This window comes from Sorangium sp. So ce1036 (assembly GCF_051369805.1).
Classification (GTDB): domain Bacteria; phylum Myxococcota_A; class Polyangia; order Polyangiales; family Polyangiaceae; genus Sorangium; species Sorangium cellulosum_F.
This window is the reverse complement of the sequence record NZ_JBBMOX010000001.1, coordinates 1370161-1386054: the sequence shown is the minus strand read 5'-3', so window position 1 is coordinate 1386054 and position 15894 is coordinate 1370161. Positions and strand designations below refer to the sequence as shown.

General features: G+C 71.4%; 12 protein-coding genes. 8 read left to right on the top strand and 4 right to left on the bottom strand.

Features of this window, described 5'->3' with window-relative positions:
• Positions 1-7: 7 nt before the first annotated feature.
• Entirely contained in the window at positions 8-694 is a 687-nt protein-coding gene (locus WMF31_RS05095; protein WP_436600848.1) for a hypothetical protein, read from the bottom strand.
• A gap of 305 nt (positions 695-999) precedes the next feature.
• On the opposite strand from WMF31_RS05095, the gene WMF31_RS05090 reads away from it, so the two are divergent.
• Entirely contained in the window at positions 1000-1737 is a 738-nt protein-coding gene (locus tag WMF31_RS05090) for a metallophosphoesterase family protein (RefSeq protein WP_436600847.1), read from the top strand.
• Between the two features lie 104 nt (positions 1738-1841).
• Here the strand turns inward: WMF31_RS05090 and WMF31_RS05085 are convergent, their stop codons facing one another.
• Both WMF31_RS05085 and rpoZ read right to left on the bottom strand, forming a co-directional pair.
• A complete protein-coding gene (locus WMF31_RS05085; RefSeq protein ID WP_436600846.1) occupies positions 1842-2717 on the bottom strand; it encodes a class I SAM-dependent methyltransferase in 876 nt (291 codons plus the stop codon).
• Positions 2718-2821: 104 nt separating this feature from the next.
• The gene (gene rpoZ, locus WMF31_RS05080; protein WP_129353144.1) at positions 2822-3064 is read right to left on the bottom strand and encodes a DNA-directed RNA polymerase subunit omega; all 243 of its coding nucleotides are present in this window, start codon (positions 3062-3064) and stop codon (positions 2822-2824) included.
• Positions 3065-3248: 184 nt separating this feature from the next.
• Between rpoZ and pyrH the strand changes: the two genes are divergently transcribed.
• The 3 genes from pyrH to WMF31_RS05065 all read left to right on the top strand — a co-directional run bounded on the left by pyrH (position 3249) and on the right by WMF31_RS05065 (position 6422).
• Positions 3249-4010, top strand: coding sequence for a UMP kinase (gene pyrH / locus WMF31_RS05075; protein WP_242515433.1), 762 nt, complete (start codon positions 3249-3251; stop codon positions 4008-4010).
• Positions 4011-4135: 125 nt separating this feature from the next.
• Entirely contained in the window at positions 4136-5203 is a 1068-nt protein-coding gene (locus WMF31_RS05070; protein WP_436600845.1) for a peptidylprolyl isomerase, read from the top strand.
• Positions 5190-6422: a KamA family radical SAM protein gene (locus tag WMF31_RS05065; RefSeq protein ID WP_436600844.1), complete on the top strand. Its 1233-nt coding sequence runs from the start codon at positions 5190-5192 to the stop codon at positions 6420-6422. The genes WMF31_RS05070 and WMF31_RS05065 overlap by 14 nt, the downstream gene beginning before the upstream one ends.
• A gap of 9 nt (positions 6423-6431) precedes the next feature.
• Here WMF31_RS05065 and WMF31_RS05060 read toward each other — a convergent pair whose 3' ends face one another.
• Positions 6432-9170: a protein kinase domain-containing protein gene (locus WMF31_RS05060; protein WP_436600843.1), complete on the bottom strand. Its 2739-nt coding sequence runs from the start codon at positions 9168-9170 to the stop codon at positions 6432-6434.
• A 650-nt stretch (positions 9171-9820) separates the two neighbouring features.
• Here WMF31_RS05060 and WMF31_RS05055 point away from each other — a divergent pair.
• From WMF31_RS05055 to WMF31_RS05040, 4 genes are all read left to right on the top strand, one after another.
• Positions 9821-11386 carry an acyl-CoA carboxylase subunit beta gene (locus WMF31_RS05055; RefSeq protein ID WP_436600842.1) on the top strand — a complete coding sequence of 522 codons (1566 nt, stop codon included), beginning with the start codon at positions 9821-9823 and terminating at the stop codon, positions 11384-11386.
• A 319-nt stretch (positions 11387-11705) separates the two neighbouring features.
• Positions 11706-12260: a hypothetical protein gene (locus tag WMF31_RS05050; protein WP_436600841.1), complete on the top strand. Its 555-nt coding sequence runs from the start codon at positions 11706-11708 to the stop codon at positions 12258-12260.
• 543 nt (positions 12261-12803) lie between these two features.
• Positions 12804-15503, top strand: coding sequence for an Rne/Rng family ribonuclease (locus WMF31_RS05045; RefSeq protein WP_436600840.1), 2700 nt, complete (start codon positions 12804-12806; stop codon positions 15501-15503).
• A gap of 6 nt (positions 15504-15509) precedes the next feature.
• Positions 15510-15878, top strand: a complete 369-nt coding sequence (locus WMF31_RS05040) for a PilZ domain-containing protein (protein WP_129353159.1) — start codon at positions 15510-15512, stop codon at positions 15876-15878.
• Positions 15879-15894 lie beyond the last annotated feature (16 nt).

Sequence of the window (15894 nt, the reverse complement as noted above, 5' to 3'; positions counted from 1 at the left end):
GCCCGGATCAGTCGTCGCCGCGGGCGTAGTCGTCCGGCTCGAGCGCGGCGTCGGTCTCCTCACCGGCGGCGAGCCGGCGCGAGCGGATCGCGTCCACCGCGATGTCGATCACCTCGAGCCGCGTCGAGGGCGCGTAGTACTCGTCCTCGGACACCGGCGGCAGCTCCGCGAGCCTGGCCGCGACCGCCTCGCGGTCGTCCTCTTCCAGCTCGAGCGCGGCCGGATCGCCGCTCAGGGGGGCGTCCGAGAGATCGCGCGGGGCCTCGGCGGCCCGATCCCGCGTGAGCGCCTCGCGGATGAACAGCACGGGGCTGAACGCGAGGTAGACGGGCTCGAGCTCGATCTGCCAGTACGTCGGGTCGTCGCCGTCCATCCGCCACCACGAGGCGTACCGGCGCCGGATGACCTCGCCGAAGTAGACGCCCGCCATGTGCGCGACCACCGGCAACGCCTCGACCCGCTCCGACGTCGCCCTACGCGCCTCCTCGAGGTAGTGGTCGAGCACGGGCAGCGTCTCCGGCCTGTAATCGAGGCGCACGCCGAGGGCGCGCTCCACGAAGCGCACGCACCCCTCGGCGAGGTCCTCGACCGCCGGTGGCGGCGGCGGCGCGACAGCCGCAGCGGACGCGATAGGCTCGGCCGAGCGCTCCACCGAAATCGGTGAGGATCCTGCTCCGTTCTGTTTGGTATCCATGGGGTCCACGCTATCCTCCTCCGATGCAGGTGGCCGCTCGTCATCGAGGTCTCTCCTGGGGCTGCCCGGGAAGAAACGAGAGCGGCCGGCCATCGAGCCGCCTCGACCTCCCCCCTGATGAAGAGGACGGGCAGAAGGGGCGGCTCGGAGCGGCGAAAGTATGGGGCCCGGGGCAACATCGAGGAACCGGGGGACGCCCGGCCCCGGCCCGGCCCGACCGAGCTGCTCGGACTGTTTCTGAGTTCAGGATTGAATTACTAACGTAAGTTCGAGGCCTTCGTGCTAAGCTCCGCCCTCGCGTCGAAATGAGACTCGGGATCTTCAGCGATACCCACGCCAACTACGAGGCGCTCAGCGCTGTGCTCGAGTCCTATCGCCATGAACGTATCGACGTTTACTACTGTCTCGGCGATACGGTCGGCTACGGCGGCTCGCCGAACGAGTGCGCTGACCTCGTCCGCAAGGTGGCCAAGAAGACGATCCTCGGCAACCACGACGCGGCGGTCGCGGGTCGGATGGACTACTCGTACTACTACGAGGCCGCCCGGCAGGCGCTGGACACCCATGCCGCGATGCTCTCCCCCGAGAACGCCGCCTGGCTCCGGAGCCTGACGTACCAGGAGAAGCTGACCGACATCAACGTCGACCTGTGCCACGGCTCGCCGGTCCGCCTCGAGGAGTTCGAGTACATCTTCGCGCCCGAGCAGGCGCGCGAGTGCCTCCCGATGTGGAACGAGCTCGGCCACATCACCCTGATCGGCCACTCCCACCTCTGCAAGGTGTTCGCGCTCACGCCGACCAGCGTCGAGGAGCTGCCCGCGGTGGACTTTCAGCTCGAGCCCGGGCGCAAGTACATCGTGAGCGTCGGGTCGGTGGGGCAGCCGCGGGACTACGACAACCGCGCGAGCTACACGATCTACGACAGCGACACGAAGCGCTTCGAGTTCAAGCGCGTCGAGTACGACATCGAGACGGCGGCCGAGAAGGTGCTGCGCGCGAAGCTCGAGCGCAACTTCGCCCACCGGCTCTACATCGGGGTCTGAGCCCTCGGCGCGCGCGGCGTGTCGGGCTCGATCGGGGGCCCGAGCCGCGCTCCGTCGATGCAACGCCAAACGGCGCTGTGCTCCGCCAGGCCGCGCGCGCCGGGTTAAGCGCGCGTGAGGCCAGCCCGAACAGAGCGCCGTGGCCGGCAGTGGTAGAGCAGCATGCTCGTCTGGTTGTCCGGCGGCGACGCGGAGAAATCGCCGCGGAGCGCCGTGAGCTCGAAGCCGTTGTAGTGGAGCAGCGCTTCGAGCTCCTGCGGATAGAACTGACGGTGGGCGAGCGGCGTCATCCACCGCTCGCCGCCGCCAACCGGCGAAAACTCCATGGAAACGAACAGGATTTGCCTGAGCTTGTCGTAGTCGAACCGCTCCGTGTACCGGACGACCTCGCCCTGGCCGTCCTTCGTCGGGTACCGGAAGCGCGGCGTGGCGTAGGCGCGATCCGGATCGCGCGCGAGCTCGGCCGGCTCGGGCATCGAGACGTCGAAGACGAGCTCGCCGCGCGGCGTCAGGTGCTCGCGTGCGCGCGCGAGGAAACGCTCCACGTCCGCCCGCGTGTAGAGGTGAAGGAACGCGTTGAACGGGCAGATCACGAGCGGAAAACGGCGCCCCAGCCGCAACGCCCGCATGTCGCCACGCCGGAGGCTCACGCGAGCGGCGACGTCGCGCGGCTCCCGCTCGAGCTGCGCGCGCAGGTCGCCCAGCATCGGCGCCGACAGATCCACGCCCGTGATCCGCACCCCTGCCCTCGCGACGGGCAGCGTGATCCGCCCGTTGCCGCAGCCGTACTCGAGCACCGGCCCACCGGACGCCGCGGCGAGATCGACGTAGTAGCGGACATCGTCCGTCCGGCGCGCGTACGTCTTCGTGTAGTACGCCGGATCCTCGTAGTGGGCCGACGTCCCCGCTTCGAGCTCGGGATCGCGACGCCGGGCGGACCCCGGAGCGCGCCTTGGCCGCGTCGTGGCTGAGCCTTTCATGGGAGGCAGATCACGCGCGGCGCTGGCACAGGGGCGGAAGCAGGCGCAGGATCGAAAGCCAGACGAGGGCGTGCGTCACCAGCGCACGCTCGCCGGATGCGCCATCAGCGATGGCCGCCAGCGTTCATCTGCTGGAGCCACTCGGACACGACGTCGTGGGAGCTCCGGTGGAAGTGCACCTTGCCCGCCGCGATCTCGCGGAGGCTGGTCACCGCCGGCTTGTTCTTCGTCTTCACCAGCGGGTCCGAGCCCTTCATGAGCTGCCGCGTCCGGTTGGCCGCGAGCACGACGAGAGCGAAACGGTTTTCCTCGCGCTCGAGGCAGTCTTCCACAGTCACACGCGCCATAGGGGCGCCGAGAGTAGCGCTCGCCCTGAGCCAGCGCAAGGGACATGCCGCGTGGCGCCCCCATGGCGCCGATCCGCCGGTCGGCTGAGCTCGCCCGCTACGCGGAGCTCGCTCGCCCGCTGTGCGGCGCTCGTTGCTCGTTGCCCGTTGCTCTCCAGGCACCTCGCGACTACGAGGTGCCGCCGTGGCCGTCGAGCAGGACTCTCTCCTCCCCCCTCCCCCCCGTCCGGCCCCCGGGCTGAAGTACCGCCGCATCGTGCTCAAGCTGAGCGGTGAAGCGCTCTGCGGCGAGGAAGGGGGTTTCGGCATACGCCCCGAGACGCTCCACCACGTCGCCGGCGAGATCGCCGAGCTGCAACGGATGGGCGTGCAGATCGGCATCGTCGTCGGCGGCGGCAACATCTTCCGCGGGCTGAAGGGCGCGAGCGCGGGGATGGACCGCTCCCAGAGCGACTACATGGGCATGCTCGCCACCGTGATCAACGCGCTGGCGCTGCAGGACGCGCTCGAGAAGGCGGGCGTGCCGACGCGCGTGATGACCGCGATCGAGATCCGGCAGGTCGCCGAGCCGTACATCCGCCGCCGGGCCATGCGCCACCTGGAGAAGGGCAGCGTCGTCATCTTCGCCGCGGGCACGGGGAACCCGTTCTTCTCGACCGACACGGCCGCGGCGCTCCGGGCCATGGAGATCCAGGCGCAGGCGCTGTTCAAGGCGACCAAGGTCGAGGGCATCTACGACCGCGACCCGGTGCGCCACGAGGGCGCGCAGATGTTCGCCCACCTGAGCTACGACCGCTTCCTCGCGGACAGGATCGGGGTGATGGACTCGACGGCGGTCACGCTCTGCCGCGAGAACAAGATGCCCATCCGGGTGTTCAAGCTCATGGCCCGCGGCAACATCCTCCGCGTCTGCACCGGCGAGGAGATCGGCACGATCGTCGACTGATCGAGCGCGCGCCCCGACACGCTCCGCGCGAGCGGCGGGCCGGATCCTCCGGCGCGCGCCCGACAGGAGCCGGGGCCCGCGCTCTCTCTGGCCGTGATGAAACCGTGCTACATCCCGGGCCTGCAATGATCCGAGCTCCGGTGCGCCGCCCCCTGCTCGCCCTCTCGCTCGCCGCGCTGGTCGCAGGCTGTGATGAGCCCGCTCTCCAGGTCCCGTCGGACGCGGGGCCCCCGGTCCTCGGGCTCACCGCCGAGCAGTCCGCGCGTGTGCTCGCGAAGGTCGGAGACCGGATCATCACCCTGGCCGATTTCGCCAGGACGCTGGAGCGGATGGACCAGTTCGACAGGCTCCGCTACCAGACGAAGGAGCGGCGCCGCGAGCTGCTCAGCGAGATCATCGACGCGGAGCTGCTCGCGCTGGAGGCCAGGCGCCGAGGCCTCGACAAGGACCCCGCGGTCGAGGACGCGATCCGGCAGATCCTCCGCGAGGCGATGGTCGCCCAGGCGAGGGCTGGCCTGCCCGCGCCGGCCGACATCCCCGTGTCCCAGGTGCGCGCGTACTACGAGGCGAACGCCGACAAGTTCACCGAGCCCGAGCGGAGGCGCGTCGCCGCGATCGTCGTCGGCGACAGGTCGCTCGGAGAGCGGGTCCTCAAGGAGGCGCAGGCCGTCGGGAGCGGCGCCGCGTGGGGCGAGCTCTTCTTCAAGCACTCGCTCACGGCGCCGAAGGACAGGAGCGCGGGCGCGCCGCTCGATCTCGCCGGAGAGCTCGGCATCGTCGGCCCGCCCGGCGATGCGCGCGGCGCCCACCCGCACGTGCCCGAGCCGGTCCGCGCGGCCGCCTTCCTCATCGGCAGCGTCGGCGCGGTCAGCGACGAGCTCGTCGAGGCCGACGGCCGTTTCTACATCGTCCGCCTGAGCGGGCTCACGGCCGGGCACCGGCGCGAGCTCGCCGAGGCCGAGCGCTCCATCCGGGTGGCGCTGCTCCAGCAGAAGATGCAGGATCAGGAGCGCGCCCTCGAGGAGGAGCTGCGCAAGAAGTTCCCCGTCGAGCTCAACGACGCGGCGCTCGCCACGGTGAAGCTACCGGAGCAGCTCATGGCGCCCGGGAGCGCACCGCCGGCCGACACCGCAAAGCCCCGCACGCCGCCGGCCGGCGGCGCCGCGGCCCCCGCGAGCGATGCCGGCCAGTAGCGGGCTCGTCGCCGCCACGCGGCTCGCCCGGCGGCCCCACGATCCAGGCGCGGGCGCCGGCGAGAGCGCCGTGCCGGAGCGCCCCGCGGCGCCGGATGCGCGCGCCGAGAGCGCACGCCCGGCCCGCCGGAAGGCGCGGCAGAGCGACTGGACGTGGCAGCTGCGCCACGCGCTCTCGAGCGCCGACGAGCTCCACCGCGCGCTGTCGCTCACGCCGGAGGAGCTCGCTGGCGCGAGGCGCGCCGAGAAGGCCGGGCTGCCGATCCGCGTCACCCCCTACTACCTCGGCCTGTGCGACAAGGAGGATCCGGCCTGCCCGATCCGCCGGCAATGCGTCCCGCTCGCGGACGAGGCCACGGAGGTGCCCGGGGATCTCGACGATCCGCTCGGCGAGGTCGCGCACGAGGTCGCGCCCCACCTGGTGCAGCGCTACCCGGACCGCGCGCTGCTGCTCGCGACCGACCGCTGCGCGGTCTACTGCCGCTTCTGCACGCGCTCGCGCATGGTCGGCGACGGCGGCGGCGCGGTGGCGCTCGACCGGCTCGAGCCGGCGATGGCCTACCTCGAGGCGCACCCCGAGGTACGCGACGTCATCGTGAGCGGCGGCGATCCGCTGGCGGTCTCGACGGACCGCGTGGCGCGGCTCCTTGCGCGGCTGCGGCAGATCCCGAGCGTCGAGACGATCCGGCTCGCCACGCGCGTGCCCGTCACGCTGCCGCAGCGGATCACCACGGAGCTGGTGCGCGCGCTCAGGCCTTACCATCCGCTCTGGGTGATGACGCATTTCAATCACCCGAAGGAGCTCACGCCCGCGGCCGCGCGCGCGTGCCAGCGGCTCGTGGATCACGGCTTCCCCGTCATGAACCAGACCGTGCTGCTGCGCGGGGTCAACGACGACGCGTCGACGCTCGCGGCGCTCTTCCGGGGCCTCGTGCGCTGGCGCGTGCGCCCCTACTACCTGCTCCAGATGGACCCGGTGCGCGGCACCGCGCACCTGCGCACGCCGCTCGCGACCGGCATCTCCCTGATGGAGCAGCTCCAGGGCCGGCTCACCGGCATCGCGCTGCCGAAGCTGATCGTGGATACGCCCGGGGGGATGGGCAAGGTGCCCGTCGGCCCCGACTACATCGTCGACCGAGGGCCAGGGCGCACCGTCCTCCGCACCCACCGCGGGGTCGAGGTCGAGTACGTCGATCCCCCGCCGCGGCCCCTCCGCTGATCCGCCGGCTCAGCGCCCCGGGCCGCGCGAGAGCGGCTTCGCGAGCCGGAACGACAGGTTGAGCGCCCGCGCCACGCCGAAGGAGCGGGTGCGCGACGCGCTCCGGCACTGCTGCGCGTCGGCGGCCCAGCTGCCCGCGCGGGAGATGCGCCACGGCGGAGCGTCGCCGCCGGCCTCCGCCGAGAGCTCGAGCTCGCGCGACGTCTCCGCCCAGGACCGCTCGCCGTGCACGTCGGCGACCCACTCGCGCACGCCGCCGGCCATGTCGCGCACGCCGTACGGCGACGTGTCGATGGGGAAGGTCCCGACCGGCTCCGGCTGCGAGAGGAACGGCCGCGACGAGCGCATCAGGCAGAACGTGGGGTCGAAATGATCCCCCCACGGGTAGAACCTGCCGTCGGTCCCGCGCGCCGCCTTCTCCCACTCGAGCTCGGTGGGGAGCCGGAGCTCGATGCCGTCTCGCTCGCTCCGGAACCGGCAGTACGCCACGGCGTCGTACCAGTCGATGAGGACGACGGGCAGGTTCCAGAGGTGCCCCTCCTCCGCCGGGAACAGCTTCTGCGCGTCGCCCTCCACCACGGTGGGCAAGGGCTCCCAGCCGCCGCCGGCGGCGGGCCGCGCCACGTAGCCCTCGGAGCCGCGCGTCCCGTGCGGCGCGCGCTTGAGCGCGAGGTCGAGATCGCGCGTCTCGAGCTCGTTCAGGAACTCGCAGTACTCGCGGAACGTGACCGGGAACTTCGCGATGGCGAAGTCGGGCACGTCGAGCTCGGCGCGGCGGAGCGGATCGTACGCCTGCGCGTCGCCGCCCGCGATGAAGGCCCCGCCCGGGATGTAGACGAACCCGTCGCCGATCTCGGCGTCGGTGTAGAGGTTCACCTCCACGCGGTGGTGGGTGCCCCGCTTGAGCAGCAGCGGGTAGCGGACGTCGCGGTAGCCGGCGCGCTTCAGGACGAGGAGGTAGCTGCCGGGGCTGAGGTGCACCTCGCGGAGCGGGGTGCGGCCGAGGGGGCGCTCGTCGCTCGCGACCAGGATGCGATCCCGCTCGACGTAACGGTACGCGACGACGCTGGCCCCCGGCGGCGACGAGTCGACCGAGACGACCGCGTCGGCGGAGAGCAGCGCGGCGTAGCGGCCCACGTCGAACTCCGCCACGAGCGCCTCGTGGTAGATGCGCGCCGCGTGCTGGTGCTCCTGGTCCGCCCGCACCGCGCGCGACCAGTAGAGATCCGCGAGCCCTGCGCGCGCCTCGACCAGATCCGGATCGTACGCGAGCGCCTTCGTGTAGAGATCGATCGCCTCCGCCGCGGCGCGCGCCTGCTCGCGCTCCACCTCGGCGGCGCGATCCTCGAGCTCCCAGCCGGCCCGCTTGCGCTCGATCGGCTCGTACTCCTTCACGTCCTTGAGCAGCCGCCGCGCCTCCTCGACGAGCCGCTCGCGCTCGCCGTCCAGCCTGCGGTCGCGCTCCAGCGGGGCCTTGGCCAGCTCGCAGAGCTTGATCGCCTCCTCGCGCCGGCGCATCCGCTCCTTCGCGCCCTCGAGGAACGCCTCCGCCTCGGCCGCGACGCGGTCGGCCGTCGGCGGCCTCCGATCGGGGTCCTTCGAGAGCATCGCCAGGCAGAGGTCCTCGAGCAGCAGCGGGCAGCTCGGCGAGATGGAGCGCGGCGGCTTGGGATCGCGCGTCTGGGTCGCGAGGATCACGGCGAGCACGGTCGGCGCGTCGAACGGGTGCTCGCCCGTGAGGATCTCGTAGAGCACCACGCCGAGCGCGAAGATGTCCGCCCGGTGATCGATCCGCGCGTGATCCCCCCGGATCTGCTCCGGCGCGATGTACCCGGGCGTGCCCGAGAGCGCGCTCGCGAGCGCCTCGCGCCGCTTCCGGCCGAAGTCCTGCCCGCCGCCCGGGTCGAGGGAGATCGGCTCGGCCACCTCCGCCCTGGAGAGCAGCTTCGCGTTGCCCCAGTCGCCCAGGTACACCTCGCCGTAGTCGCCGAGCAGCACGTTCTCCGGCTTGATGTCGCGGTGCGCGACGCCCCGCCGGTGCGCGTAGGCCAGCGCCCGCGAGATCTGCACGAAGGCGCCGATGAGCCGGACCAGCGGCCATTGCTTGCGGAGCTCGGGGCTCGTCAGCACGTTCTGCAGGCTCTGCCGCTTGACGACCCGCATCGAGTAGTAGGGCTGCCCGCTCGGCAGCGTCCCCAGGTCGTAGACCGGGATGATGTTCGGGTGCTCGAGCTGCGCCGTGATGCGCGCCTCGGTCAAGAACCGGTTGCCCACCACGGAGTCCGCCTCGGCCCCGGGCTTCAGGGTCTTCAGCGCCACCACGCGCCCGATCTCCCGGTCGCGCGCCTTCATCACCTTCCCGGCGCCCCCGGCCCCGAGCGCCTCGCCGACCTCGTAGCGGCCGCCGCCGGTCACGGCGCGCGTGCCCGAGGTCGAGAGCGCCGGGAAATCGGGCAGGGCCTCGTCGCCGGGAGGGTCGATGTCCCGCTGCGTGTCGAAGCGGAGCGCGTCCGGATCGTCGGGCTGCGGGGCGAGGGCGCGCGCGGACGACGGGCCGCGCCCCTCCGGCCCGAGCAGCGCCGAGATCTGCTCGGGCGAGAGGATCCCCTCGAAGAGCTCCTGGGGCGTCGACGCGCCGCCGAGGGCCCACCGACACGCCATGTCCCACAAGGCGTTGGGCTCGATGAGCCCTCGCGCCACCGCGGCGACGGCCAGGGCACGAGCCTCACGCGTCTGAGCGAGCTTCACCCGAGCGACCTCTCGTCCGGAACGATCTCACCCTCCAGCGCGGAGCGGAAGGCCACGCCGGGGCCACGGCGCCCCCGGCGCCGGGTGGTGCGGCCCGTCGGGGGCTCACCGGAGGGGCTGAAGTGCAGGCGAGCCACAAACGGGGCTCGCCGGAACGCAAGCCCCGGAGGTGAGCCCCCAACGGGCCGCACCACCCGGCGCCGCGAGGGAAGGAGGCGGAGCGCCCCCTCGAGCGCTCCTGGGCTGCCGATGCGGTTCCGTGCGCTCCCACGAGGCGCCACACGTCAACTGCCGCGACAGCCGACCGCGCTCTCGCCACAGCGGCCCGAGCTGCCTCGTTCGGAGCCGGTGCGCGCCGCGGCCCGGGCAGCGATGGCGGCCCCTGCGCCCCGGCATTCGGACAGTCTACATATCGGAAATTCCTGCATTTCCCAGCGGCACCGAGCGTCGATCAGGGTACGTGGTGTCCCCTTCCCTGCGCAAGAGCGATGGGGAGGTGGTCGCCGCAGAGCGCGGTCATTGTCCGTCGCACCCTCGTCGCCCCCGCGTCGCACGTTTCTGCCGACCTCGCGCCGCTGTCATACCAGCCGGCCGCGCCGCGGGGCGCGACGGATTTCGATCCCGGGGGGGGTCTATGGTACGCCGCGGGAATGGCTGAACCGACGGCCCCGCGACCTCCGGCGCTCGCTCGCCTCGACGACATGAACCGCCGCGCGCTCGACGGGGGCGGGAGAGAGCGCCTCGCCAGGCAGCACGAGGCGGGCAAGCTCTCGGCGCGGGAGCGCATCGATCTGCTCCTCGACCCGGGGTCGTTCGTCGAGATCGACCGGTTCGTCGTCCACCGGTGCGCCGACTTCGGCATGGACAAGCAAAAGGTGCTCGGCGACGGCGTCGTGACCGGCTGGGGCCTCATCGACGGGCGCAAGGTCATGGTGTTCGCCCAGGACTTCACCGTGATCGGCGGCTCGCTCTCCGGCGCGTACGCCTCGAAGATCTGCAAGGTGATGGACCTCGCGATGAAGATCGGCGCCCCCGTCATCGGGCTGAACGACTCGGGCGGCGCGCGGATCCAGGAGGGCGTCGAGTCGCTCGCCGGCTACGCCGACATCTTCCTCCGCAACACGCTCGCGAGCGGGGTCGTCCCCCAGATCAGCGCCATCCTCGGGCCGTGCGCCGGCGGCGCCGTCTACTCGCCCGCCATCACCGACTTCATCCTGATGGTGGAGCGGACGAGCTACATGTTCATCACCGGCCCCGAGGTCATCAAGACGGTGACCAACGAGGACGTCACCAAGGAAGACCTCGGCGGCGCCGCCACGCACGCGTCCAGGAGCGGTGTATGCCACCTCACCGCCCCCGACGACCGGGCGTCGCTCGCGCAGGTCCGTGAGCTGCTCTCGTTCCTCCCCTCGAACAACACCGAGGATCCGCCGCGCCGCGCCGCGACCGACCCGGTGGACCGGGAGGTGCCGGAGCTCGACGCGATGGTCCCGACCGAGCCGTCGAAGCCGTACGACATCAAGCAGGTCGTGCGCGCCGTGGTCGACGACGGCCACCTCCTCGAGATCCACGAGCGCTATGCGCAGAACATCGTGGTCGGGTTCGCCCGGATCGGGGGCGCGCCCGTCGGGGTGGTCGCGAACCAGCCCCAGGTGCTCGCCGGCTGCCTGGACATCAAGGCCAGCATCAAGGCGGCGCGCTTCGTCCGCTTTTGCGACTGCTTCAATATCCCGCTCGTCACGCTCGTCGACGTGCCGGGCTTTCTCCCGGGCACCGACCAGGAATACGGCGGGATCATCGCTCACGGCGCGAAGCTCCTGTATGCCTTCGCCGAGGCCACGGTGCCCAAGGTGACGGTGATCACCCGCAAGGCCTACGGCGGCGCCTACGACGTCATGGCCTCCAAGCACATCCGGGCCGATTACAACCTCGCCTTCCCCACGGCCGAGATCGCCGTCATGGGCCCGGAGGGCGCCGTGAACATCGTGTACCGCAGGGAGATCCAGCAGGCGGCCGACCCGGCCGCCGCCCGCGCACGCTTCGTGGAGGACTACAAGACGAAATTCGCCAACCCGTACAAGGCGGCCGAGCTCGGCTTCGTGGACGAGGTGATCTATCCGCGCATGCTCCGCATTCGGCTGGCCCGGGCCCTCGACCTGCTGCGCGACAAGCGCGACAAGAACCCGCCGAGGAAACACGGAAACATCCCGCTTTAGCAGAATTTTGGGACGGCGCGGCGGCCGTGCGAATCCTGCGGAGCGGAGAGGCAGCCCGCAAACCTGTTCACGAGCGCCTCGGCGGGCTCGAGCAGGACCGAGCGACGCCGTTGCGCAGCCGATCCCGAGCGTGTAGAAACAACTTGCGTGGCTGTTTTTCTTTGTTCTCCACGCGCGATGCTTCTCTCTGACCAACGATCTGCACAGGTGCACCCGGGGGCCGGTCGCAGGGAACGGGTGGTTTGGCGGGCATGCCGAGCGTTGGGGGGTCGCCGAGTCTACGAATGAAGGGTCGGTTGGGTTCCGTGGAGGTTTGAGCATGAAATCTTGGGTATTCGCTGCATTTTTGATTTCCGTATGCGCCCTCGCGGCGTGCGACGATGGCGAGACCGGTCCGGGAAACAACAGCGGGAGCGGCGCCAGCGGCGGCGCAGGTGGCAAGGGCGGCAGCGGCAGCAGCGGCGGCGGCAACGACGGCGGCGGCGGCAACGACGGTGGCGGCGGCAACGACGGCGGCGGCGGCTCGGGCGAGGGTGGAGCAGGCGCCGCGAGCTCCACGTCTTCGGGTCCCGTGACCTGTGAAGAGAGCTCGGACACCTGCGGCCGCGACACGGGCTCGGGCTGCTACCAGTGCGCCAAGGAGGGTCCGTGCAAAGACGTCATCGCTGCGTGCATTTCGGACGACCCCTGTTTCAACCTGATGGCGTGTCTCGATGGGTGCGCCAAGGAGGCCGATCCGGCTGCGTGCGAGACCGAGTGCCGCACGAACAACGCGGAAGGGGAGGAGGCCTACGACGCCATCACCCAATGCACTATCTGCCAGGAGTGCCCCGAAACCTGCGGCGCGAGCGACGTGGAGCTGTGTCAGCAGTGACGCGCTGACCCACAGCACGCCAGCTTCCCGACCGAAGGGGGCGCCCGGTGAGGCCGCCCCCTTCGGCCTTTGTGCGCTCCTCGCCACGACGACCATCGCCCGGTCTCCGCGGTCCACACGAAATCTGCTGTGGCTGCATCCACGGAAGCACGCGCGCCCGATGCCCGTGCGACCCCCCCTGGCCCGGGTGCGCAGCCCCCGCGGCGGCAGGGACACCGGGCCGGGAGAGCGGAGGCGGTCGGAGCCAGGGGGTGCCCGGCGGCAAGGGACGAGGCGGAGATCGGCCAGGGCTCGCGCGCGCGCCACCGTGGCCGCGTGTCGGCCGGGCGCGCCTGGTCCAGGGGCCAATCCGGTCGGAGGAGCCCGCCGTTCCCCGGGATCCAGGGCAAGTGCGCGAGGCAGCTCACGGTTTGGCGGCCGGCCTGCCTCGACGTCCTCGGGCCCCGGGCGCCCTCAATCGCGCAGCGCGCGCCGGGTTGCGCCTTCATGGCCCGGGCAACCCGTGGTAACGCTTGGCGGCGCCGCCGATGTGCGGCATCCGACATGGGAAAGAACCTTCTCGTCATCAATGTGGACATCCGCGAGACTCGCGTCGCGCTGATCGAAAACGGGATCATCGCTGAGCTGCATCTCGAGCGGGAGAGCTCCAAGGGGACGCTCGGAAACATCTACCTCGGCAAGGTCAGCCGCGTACTGCCCGGAATGCAGGCCGCGTTCATCGACGTGGGGCTCGAGCGAGCAGCCTTCCTGCACGTCGAGGATCTCATCCGGCCCGACGATTTCGAGGCGTACCTGGCCGGACACCGCCGCCCAGCCGAGGAGGAACGCACCTCCTCGCGAAGCCGCGCCGCGCGCGCCAGCGAGGCGCCCGGGCCTGAAGAGGAGGACGAGTACGCGGCGCACGAGGTCGCCAGCGCAGAAGCCGCGCCCGAGAGCCCCGCCGCAACGGCCGAACCTCACGAACCCGAGGAGGGGACGGGTTCCAGCGCCGAGCGGGGATTCGAGGCGGAGGGCACGCGCGAGGGCGCGAGCGACGTGCCGATCGAGCTGCCCACGGCGCTCGATGTGCTCGGCAGCCCCTCCGGACAGGCGTTCGCTGGCGTCGGTACGATGGTGGCGCTCGACGACGCCGAGGAAGAGCCGGCGACCGACAGCGGACAGGAGAGCGCGGAGACGGACGACGACGAGGAGCTGGTCGCGCCTCCTCGCGGCGACGTCGACGAGGCGGAGGCCGCCGAGGCGGAAGGCGAGGACGAGCTCGATGCGCCCGCCTACGACGTCGAGCCGGCCTCCCCGTCGCTGGACGATACGGCCTCCGCGTGGGGCGCGGCGAGGGAGCCCGCCGAGGTCCTGAGCGACGCGGCGAACGAGGCGGAGAGCGGAGAGGCGGAGACGCCCGCGGAGCGCACGCCGGATACGCCCGTCGCGCAGGGCGCCGCCGGCGCGTGGCCGGCCGAGCAGGAGGAGGGCGGGCCGCCGTCCCCCGAGGGCGCGGCCATCGCGGCGGGGACGCCGGGCGAGGACGAGGTGCCGCCTGCGGCGCGGGCGCGCAGCGGAAGGTCGCGCGGACGGCGCGATGCGCGCGTGCGACGGTCAGGACGGACGCGCGATCGGCGCGCCAACCTGGAAGGCGGCGGCGCCGCGGCCGAGGCAGCGCCGGTGGAGGCGCGCGAGGCGCGGGAGACGCCGCGCGAGGCGCGGGAGATGCCGCGCGATGGGCGCGAGGCGCGGGAGACGCCGCGCGATGGGCGCGAGGCGCGGGAGACGCCGCGCGATGGGCGCGAGGCGCGGGAGACGCCGCGCGATGGGCGCGAGGCGCGGGAGACGCCGCGCGATGGGCGCGAGGCGCGCGATCGAGGTGGGCGAGGGCAGCAGGGCGGACGCGATGGGCGCGACCGCGAGCAACGCGGGCGCGATCAGCGCGGCCGGGAGCGCGGGCGCGAGCCACCGCGGGACGGCAAGGGCAAGGGCGCCGCGCGGGGCCAGCAGAGCGCGCGGAGCTGGCAGAACGAGCCGCCGCGCATCTCGAAGTCGACGCCCATCCGCGAGGTCGTCCGCGAGGGGCAGGAGGTCATCGTCCAGATCTCGAAGGAGCCGATCGGGACGAAGGGCGCGCGGGTCACGAGCCACATCTCGCTGCCCGGTCGCTACGTCGTGTACCTGCCGACCGTCGACCATATCGGGATCTCCAAGCGGATCGGCTCGGAGAAGGAGCGCTCCCGGCTGCGCGAGGCGATCGAGGCGATGAAGCCCCCCCAGGGCGGGCTCATCGTGCGCACCCTCGCCGAGGGCCTCACGAAGAAGCAGCTCAAGGCCGACGTCGGCTACCTCGTGCGCCTCTGGGGCGAGGTCGCGAAGAAGCGCGAGAGCGGCGTGAAGGCGCCGACGGTGCTCTACACCGAGCTCGATCTGGTGCTGAAGACCGCCCGCGACCTCTTCACCGACGACATCGAGAAGATCGTGATCGACGACCGCGAGGAGTACATCCGGCTGCGGCGCTTCGTCGAGATGTTCATGCCCGAGCGGGCCGACGCCGTGGAGCTCTACGAGGGGACGGAGCCGATCTTCGACGCCTACGGGATCGAGGACGAGATCCAGCGCGCGCTGTCGCGCAAGGTCCCGCTCCCGTCGGGGGGGCACCTGATCATCGATCAGGCCGAGGCGCTCACCGCGATCGACGTGAACACGGGGCGCTTCGTCGGCAAGGGCTCGAAGGACCTCGAGGAGACGATCCTGACGACGAACCTCGAGGCGGTCGAGGAGATCGCCTATCAGCTCCGGTTCCGCAACATCGGCGGGCTGATCATCCTCGACCTCATCGACATGGAGCGCGCCCAGAACCGGGAGAAGGTGCGGCGCCGCCTCGAGGAGCTGCTCGCCAGGGACAAGGCCAAGACCACGCTGAACCGGATCTCCGACCTCGGCCTGATCGAGATGACCCGGAAGCGGACGCGCGAGAGCCTCGGGCGGACGATCCTGGAGCCCTGCTTCTACTGCGACGGCACGGGGCAGCTGCAATCCAAGCAGACCATCGCCTACGAGATCCTGCGGCAGATCCGTCGCGAACGGATGAATTTGCCCGGCTACTCGGTGGTGGTCAACGCGCACCCGGCGGTGATCGATCTCCTGAAGAACGACGAGCGCATCGCCGTGCAGGAGGCGGAGCGGCTGTTCCAGCGCCGGATCGATCTCGTGCCCCGAAAGGAGTACCACCTCGAGCAGTTCGATCTGCAAGGCAGGTAAGACGCCATGGCCGAAGATCAAGGTTCTCCGGAGAGCAGCGGGGGCGAGGCGATGACGGGGCGCAGGGAAGAGCGCGTCACCATCAACAAGGAGTTCGAGTCCTACGACGCGTTCATCAACGAGTACGTCACGAACATCTCGCGCACCGGCGTGTTCGTGCGCTCGAAGACGCCGCTCGCGGTCGGGACGAAGGTGAACCTCCGGTTCACCGTGATCATGGACGATATCGAGACGGTCGAGGGCGTCGGCGAGGTCGTGCGCGTGCACGACGATCCGCAGGGGATGGGGGTCGTGTTCACCGAGCTGTCGAGCTACTCGAAGGGGCTCATCGACAAGCTCCTGACCAGCCAGGGGCACCGCGCCTCCAGGGACTAGGCAGAGGCGCACCGCG

Bases quoted from the DNA above. Each gene is read 5' to 3' on its own strand.
- WMF31_RS05095 (WP_436600848.1), bottom strand. From the start codon at position 694: ATGGATACCAAACAGAACGGAGCAGGATCCTCACCGATTTCGGTGGAG.
- WMF31_RS05090 (WP_436600847.1), top strand. From the start codon at position 1,000: ATGAGACTCGGGATCTTCAGCGATACCCACGCCAACTACGAGGCGCTC.
- WMF31_RS05085 (WP_436600846.1), bottom strand. From the start codon at position 2,717: ATGAAAGGCTCAGCCACGACGCGGCCAAGGCGCGCTCCGGGGTCCGCC.
- rpoZ (WP_129353144.1), bottom strand. From the start codon at position 3,064: ATGGCGCGTGTGACTGTGGAAGACTGCCTCGAGCGCGAGGAAAACCGT.
- WMF31_RS05070 (WP_436600845.1), top strand. From the start codon at position 4,136: ATGATCCGAGCTCCGGTGCGCCGCCCCCTGCTCGCCCTCTCGCTCGCC.
- WMF31_RS05065 (WP_436600844.1), top strand. From the start codon at position 5,190: ATGCCGGCCAGTAGCGGGCTCGTCGCCGCCACGCGGCTCGCCCGGCGG.
- WMF31_RS05055 (WP_436600842.1), top strand. From the start codon at position 9,821: ATGGCTGAACCGACGGCCCCGCGACCTCCGGCGCTCGCTCGCCTCGAC.
- WMF31_RS05050 (WP_436600841.1), top strand. From the start codon at position 11,706: ATGAAATCTTGGGTATTCGCTGCATTTTTGATTTCCGTATGCGCCCTC.
- WMF31_RS05045 (WP_436600840.1), top strand. From the start codon at position 12,804: ATGGGAAAGAACCTTCTCGTCATCAATGTGGACATCCGCGAGACTCGC.
- WMF31_RS05040 (WP_129353159.1), top strand. From the start codon at position 15,510: ATGGCCGAAGATCAAGGTTCTCCGGAGAGCAGCGGGGGCGAGGCGATG.